Genomic DNA, 1,338 nt, shown 5'->3' with positions numbered 1-1,338 from the left:
ATGGGTGGCTGGTCGTTGTTTGAGAACTGCACAGTGGACGCGAGCATCTGTGGCCAAGTTTTTAAGGGCGCACGGTGGATGCCTTGGCACCAGGAACCGATGAAGGACGTGGGAGGCCACGATAGGCCCCGGGGAGCTGTCAACCGAGCTTTGATCCGGGGGTGTCCGAATGGGGAAACCCGGCAGTCGTCATGGGCTGTCACCCGCTGCTGAACACATAGGCAGTGTGGAGGGAACGAGGGGAAGTGAAACATCTCAGTACCCTCAGGAAGAGAAAACAACCGTGATTCCGGGAGTAGTGGCGAGCGAAACCGGATGAGGCCAAACCGTATGTGTGTGATACCCGGCAGGGGTTGCGCATGCGGGGTTGTGGGATCTCTCTTTTGCGGTCTGCCGGCCGTGAGACGAGTCAGAAACCGTTGATGTAGGCGAAGGACATGCGAAAGGTCCGGCGTAGAGGGTAAGACCCCCGTAGCTGAAACATTGACGGCTCGTTTGAGAGACACCCAAGTAGCACGGGGCCCGAGAAATCCCGTGTGAATCTGGCGGGACCACCCGCTAAGCCTAAATATTCCCTGGTGACCGATAGCGGATAGTACCGTGAGGGAATGGTGAAAAGTACCGCGGGAGCGGAGTGAAATAGTACCTGAAACCGTGTGCCTACAAGCCGTGGGAGCGTCGCGCATCGAGCTTGCTCGGTGCGTCGTGACTGCGTGCCTTTTGAAGAATGAGCCTGCGAGTTAGCGGTGTGTAGCGAGGTTAACCCGTGTGGGGAAGCCGTAGCGAAAGCGAGTCCGAACAGGGCGTTTGAGTTGCACGCTCTAGACCCGAAGCGGAGTGATCTAGCCATGGGCAGGTTGAAGCGGAGGTAAGACTTCGTGGAGGACCGAACCCACCAGGGTTGAAAACCTGGGGGATGACCTGTGGTTAGGGGTGAAAGGCCAATCAAACTCCGTGATAGCTGGTTCTCCCCGAAATGCATTTAGGTGCAGCGTCGTGTGTTTCTTGCCGGAGGTAGAGCACTGGATAGGCGATGGGCCCTACCGGGTTACTGACCTTAGCCAAACTCCGAATGCCGGTAAGTGAGAGCGCGGCAGTGAGACTGTGGGGGATAAGCTCCATGGTCGAGAGGGAAACAGCCCAGAGCATCGACTAAGGCCCCTAAGCGTACGCTAAGTGGGAAAGGATGTGGAGTCGCAGAGACAACCAGGAGGTTGGCTTAGAAGCAGCCACCCTTGAAAGAGTGCGTAATAGCTCACTGGTCAAGTGATTCCGCGCCGACAATGTAGCGGGGCTCAAGCGTACCGCCGAAGTCGTGTCAATCCAGCATGAAGCCTC

1 rRNA gene (cut by a window edge) is annotated in these 1,338 nt (G+C 57.2%); it reads left to right on the top strand.

What is annotated here, in order from left to right:
* Positions 1-51: 51 nt before the first annotated feature.
* Positions 52-1,338 (top strand): 23S ribosomal RNA (locus tag ACF08W_RS34975); it runs 1,684 nt beyond the window's last position.

Origin of the sequence: Streptomyces sp. NPDC015144 (assembly GCF_043079735.1) — a bacterium.
GTDB lineage: Bacteria > Actinomycetota > Actinomycetes > Streptomycetales > Streptomycetaceae > Streptomyces.
The sequence above is the reverse complement of the archived record's forward strand: the minus strand, read 5'-3'. Positions and strand labels throughout refer to the sequence as shown.